The following is a 5128-nucleotide window of genomic DNA, read 5'->3' on the forward strand; positions in this document are numbered from 1 at the left end:
TTTTCGATGAGGTACGCTTGGCGGGGGCCTGTGTCTTCAATCAGGTCGGTGGTGTCTTCACTGGCATCGGTGATGTGCTGGCGGATTGAGGCCGCGGCCTTGGCCCGGCGTTGGTGCCAGCGGCATTGGCCGGGTCATGGCCTCGACGTCGCGCCGTTTTGCCGGTAATCGTCCATGATGATCAGGGCAGGGACAGGGGATTCCGTGTCCGCCGCCGGACGCCGATGCTTTGCCTGTTCAGTCCGGGGGCGGCTGTTTCGGCGGTTTGACGGCGCTTTACGACATGTCGTCGGCATCGGGCCTTGGGCGCAATGCCTATGTTCAAGAAAAATCTTGAACTCTTTGAATTCGATCAACACTCGTTGATAGTTCTGTGCTAACTTCCGCCGGTAAATTGGAGACGCGACATGGCCCTTACTCCCAAATCAGATGGCTCGGGTGCAACCGGCGATGAAAGCCTTGGCATCGAGGCTTTTCAGGCCGTTGACCGCATACGAGAGGCGCTCTCGGGACAGCTCAGCGGCGGGGTCTCGCCCGGCTCGCTGATGATGGCCTATGTCGACTGGGCCTTTCATCTGGCGCAGGCACCGGGCAAGCAGATGGAACTGGGCGTCAAGGCGGGCCGCAAATGGCAGCGTCTCATGGCGCATCTGATGGCCTCGGCGATGGATCCGCAGGCCGCGCCGGTCATCACGCCCTTGCCGGGCGACCGCCGTTTCGCCGGTGAAGCCTGGGCGAAACCGCCCTTCAGCTGGATGTCGCAGGCTTTCCTGCTGCAGCAGCAATGGCTGCATAACGTCACCCATGAGGTTCCGGGCGTGACGAAGCACCACGAGGATGTGGTGTCTTTTGCCGCGAAACAGATCCTTGATGTCTGTGCGCCTTCGAACAACCCTTTCACCAATCCCGAGGTTGTGGCACGGACCTGGGCTACCGGAGGCATGAACCTTGTGAAGGGCTGGCAGAACTGGCTGCAGGACGTCGTCCGCCAGATCCGGCAGGAGCCGCCAGAGGGTGTCGAGGCCTTTACACCGGGTCGCGATGTGGCGGTGACGCCGGGCAAGGTAATCTTCCGCAACCACCTGATCGAACTGATCCAGTATACGCCCACGACAGAAACCGTGCACCCCGAGCCGGTGCTGATCGTTCCGGCCTGGATCATGAAATACTATATCCTCGACCTCAGCCCGGAGAATTCACTGATCCGCTGGCTGGTGGCGCAGGGCCACACGGTTTTCGCCATTTCCTGGCGCAATCCGGGTGCAGAGGATCGTGATCTGACGCTGGAGGATTATCGCCGGCTGGGCGTGATGGCCGCGTTGGATGAGATCACCCGTCTAATGCCCGATCAGAAAATCCACGCCACCGGCTATTGTCTGGGTGGCACTTTGCTGTCGATCGCGGCGGCTGCCATGGCGGGGAAGGGGGACGCGCGTCTCGCCTCGCTGACGCTGCTTGCCGCGCAGGTCGATTTCGCCGAACCGGGCGAGCTTGCGTTGTTCATCGACCCAAGCCAGCTGCATCTTCTTGAAAGCATGATGTGGAACCGCGGCTATCTCTCTGCCGATCAGATGGCGGGGGCGTTTCAGCTTTTGCGCTCGAATGACCTCATCTGGTCCCGGATGGTGCGCGATTACATGATGGGCGAGCGGACGGCGATGAATGATCTCATGGCCTGGAATGCCGACAGCACCCGGATGCCCTATCGGATGCATGCCGAATATCTGCGCAGGCTTTATCTGAATAATGAGCTTTCTTCGGGACGCTTCACCGCCGGGGGCAAGACAGTTCTGTTGCAGAACATCCGGGTGCCGATCTTTGCCGTCGGGACCGAGCGCGATCATGTCGCACCCTGGAAGTCGGTCTACAAAATCCACCAGTTCACCGATTGCGAGGTGACTTTCGCGCTGACGTCGGGCGGGCATAATGCGGGGATCGTCTCTCCTCCCGGTCACCCGCGCCGCCGCTACCGGCTGGCGACCCGCGCCCATGACGACGCGCTTTTGCCGCCCGAGACCTGGGTCGAGGCCAATCCTGCAACCGAGGGTTCGTGGTGGACGCCCTGGCAGGCCTGGCTTGCCGCGCGTTCGGGTGCCCCCGCCGCGCCGCCCGCAATGGGCAACGCGCTGGCAGATGCGCCCGGCACATATGTTTTCCAGAGGTGACAAGATGACCGGCACTCTGACCAACTATCTGTTTCACCAGATGAAAATCGGCGACCGCGCCAGTCTTGTCCGCCACGTCGGTCCCAAGGATATTGAATTGTTCGCCGCTGTTTCCGGCGACGCCAACCCCGCGCATCTGGATGCCGGTTTCGCCGCCCATGGGCCGTTTGGCCATGTCGTGGTGCACGGCATGTGGACTGCGGCGCTGATTTCGGCGGTGCTGGGCACCCGCCTGCCGGGGCCGGGGACGATCTATCTCGACCAGCAGATCCGCTTTAACAAGCCGGTTTCGCCAGGCGATACCATCACCGCCGAAGTTGAAGTGGCCGAGCTGATCGAGGGCAAGAACCGTGTCCGCCTGACGACCACCGCCCGCAATCAGCGGGGCGAGGTGGTGCTTTCGGGCGAGGCGCTGGTGCTGGCCCCGGTCGAGCAGGTGACCTGGGTGCCGGGTGACCTTCCCGAGGCGGTGGTCTTGCCGAAGGGGCGCTGGCAGGGCTTTGTCGAAGAGGCCCGCGCATTGCCCCCGGTGCGGGCGGCGGTGGTGCATCCCTGTTCGAAATCCGCGATCCTTGGCGCGATCGAGGTGCGCGACGAAGGCCTGCTTGACCCGATCCTGATCGGTCCCGGCGCAAAGATTCGCGCGGCGGCCGCCGAGGCCGGGGTCTCGCTTGACGGCTTCCGGATCGAGGAGACAGAGCACAGCCATGCAGCGGCGGCGCGGGCGGTGGAACTGGCGGCCTGTGGCAAGGTCCAGGTGCTGGTCAAGGGCAGCCTGCATTCCGATGAACTGCTTGCGGCGGTGGTTTCGAAAAGCGGCGGCCTGCGCACCGAACGCCGGATCAGCCATGTCTATGCGATGGATGTGCCCGCCTATCGCAAGCCGGTGATCGTCACCGATGCCGCGATCAATATCGCACCGACATTAGAGCATAAGCGCGACATCTGCCAGAATGCCGTCGATCTGATGCGGCTTCTGGGGCGCGATCAGCCGAAGGTCGCGGTGCTGGCGGCGGTCGAGACAGTGAACGCGACGATGCCCGCCACGCTGGATGCCGCCGCGCTGACGGTGATGGCGGCTCGAGGCCAGATCACGGGCGCGCTGGTTGACGGGCCGCTGGCCTTCGACAATGCGATCAGCCCCGAGGCGGTGGCGACGAAGGGCATCGTCTCGCAGGTGGCGGGCGAGGCCGATATTCTTCTGGTGCCGGATCTCGAGGCCGGGAACATGCTTGCCAAACAGCTGATCTATTTCGCGGGCGCCACGGCCGCGGGGCTGGTTCTGGGCGCACGGGTGCCAATCGTTCTGACAAGCCGGGCGGATCCTTTATCGGCCCGCATCGCCTCGGCTGCGCTGGCCAAGCTGGTCGCGGTCCGCAAAGCGGAGGGGAAGGCGTGACCCGCGATCTGATCCTGACATTCAACACCGGATCCTCGACTATCAAGCTGGGGTTTTACGCACTGGAGGCCGCCGCGCCGCGCCCGCTGGCCTCGGGCGTGATCGATTTCCGCGATGAGCCTTTCGAAGTGCGCCTGACGCGCGAGGGCAAGACCTTTTCAGGCCCGATCACAGCGGATCCCGGCGATCTGACAGCCGTGCTGAACCAGGCTTTTGCCTGGCTGGCCGGGCATTTCAATCTTTCGCGCCTTGCGGTGATCGGCCATCGGGTTGTGCATGGCGGCGATGTCTTCACAGGACCAGCCCGGATCACCGATCAGGTGATCGCGCAGATCGACGCGCTGGCGCGGCTTGCGCCGCTGCATCAGCCGCAAAGCCTTGCGCTGATCCGGGCGATGCGAGGGCTTTACCCCGATGTGCCACAGACAGCCTCTTTCGACACGGCGTTTCATGCCACCAACCCGCCCCTGATCCGCCGCTTTGCCCTGCCGCGCGCGCTTTATGATCAGGGGATCAAGCGCTATGGCTTTCATGGTCTCTCCTACCGCTATATCGCCGGGCAACTGGGCGATCTGGCCACCGATGCAAAGGTGGTCGCCGCACATCTGGGCAGCGGCGCAAGCCTTTGTGCGATCCGGGGCGGCAAGAGCATCGACAGCTCGATGGGGTTTTCGACGCTGGACGGCATCCCGATGGCGACGCGTTCGGGTGCGCTGGACCCCGGCGTGATCCTGCATCTGATGGGCGAAATGGGGCAAAGCCTGAAACAGGTCGAGACCATGCTCTATCGTGAAAGCGGCCTTCTGGGCGTGTCGGGTTTCGAGGCTGACAGCCGCGAGCTGATGGCCAGCACGCGCCCAGAGGCTGCCGAGGCGATCGACCTCTTTTGCCTGCGCATCGCGGGCGAGGTGGCACGGTTGGCGACCAGCATGGGCGGGATCGATGCGCTGGTCTTCACGGCAGGAATCGGCGAGCATCAGCCCGGTATCCGCGCCCGTGTCGCCGCGCGGCTGGCCTGGCTTGGGGCAGAGCTTGACCCCGATGCCAATGAAGCAGGGTCGCGCAGGATCAGCACCGCCGCCAGCCGGGTGCAGCTTCTTGTCATTCCGACCGATGAGGAAAGCATCATCGCCCAGGAGGCCGTCAGCGAAGAGGCAGCGACATGATTGATCTGAAAGGCAAACGCGGCCTCGTGGTTGGCGTGGCGAATGAGGCCAGCATCGCCGCCGGTTGCGCCAGGGCCTTTCGCGCGGCGGGGGCAGAGCTGGCGCTGACCTTTCTTAATGAAAAGGCCCGGCCATGGGTCGAACCCGTGGCGCAGGAAGTGGGTGCGCCGCTGTTCCTTCCTTGCGATGTGCGTGAACCCGGCCAGTTGGAAGGGCTCTGTTGCACAAATCCCTTTTGGGATTCATCTCATGAATCCAGCGTGGTAGCTGGAATCCATGAGCAGACCCACACCTCCAACCTACAAGACCAGGAACTGGCCATCCTACAATGAAGCGCTCAAGCGCCGCGGATCGCTGACGATCTGGTTCGATCCCGAGATGTCGCGTAGCCCTTAATT

At 63.4% G+C, this 5128-nt stretch carries 3 protein-coding genes and 2 pseudogenes; all 5 read left to right on the top strand.

What is annotated here, in order from left to right:
* The first annotated feature begins 407 nt into the window (after positions 1 to 407).
* Entirely contained in the window at positions 408 to 2165 is a 1758-nt protein-coding gene (locus GC127_RS01190; RefSeq protein WP_051693716.1) for an alpha/beta hydrolase, read from the top strand.
* Positions 2166 to 2169: 4 nt separating this feature from the next.
* Positions 2170 to 3564 carry a bifunctional enoyl-CoA hydratase/phosphate acetyltransferase gene (locus GC127_RS01195; protein ID WP_089258481.1) on the top strand — a complete coding sequence of 465 codons (1395 nt, stop codon included), beginning with the start codon at positions 2170 to 2172 and terminating at the stop codon, positions 3562 to 3564.
* Entirely contained in the window at positions 3561 to 4730 is a 1170-nt protein-coding gene (locus GC127_RS01200) for an acetate/propionate family kinase (RefSeq protein ID WP_035745643.1), read from the top strand. Before GC127_RS01195 ends, GC127_RS01200 begins: the two co-directional genes overlap by 4 nt.
* Positions 4727 to 4936, top strand: a pseudogene (locus GC127_RS23005) (SDR family oxidoreductase); the annotation flags it as partial. The gene GC127_RS01200 and the pseudogene GC127_RS23005, both read left to right, overlap by 4 nt.
* A gap of 70 nt (positions 4937 to 5006) precedes the next feature.
* Positions 5007 to 5114: pseudogene (locus tag GC127_RS23010) on the top strand (IS5/IS1182 family transposase); the annotation flags it as partial.
* Positions 5115 to 5128 lie beyond the last annotated feature (14 nt).

The organism is Roseovarius sp. EC-HK134, from assembly GCF_902498815.1.
In the GTDB taxonomy this organism is placed as follows: Bacteria; Pseudomonadota; Alphaproteobacteria; order Rhodobacterales; family Rhodobacteraceae; genus Roseovarius; species Roseovarius mucosus_A.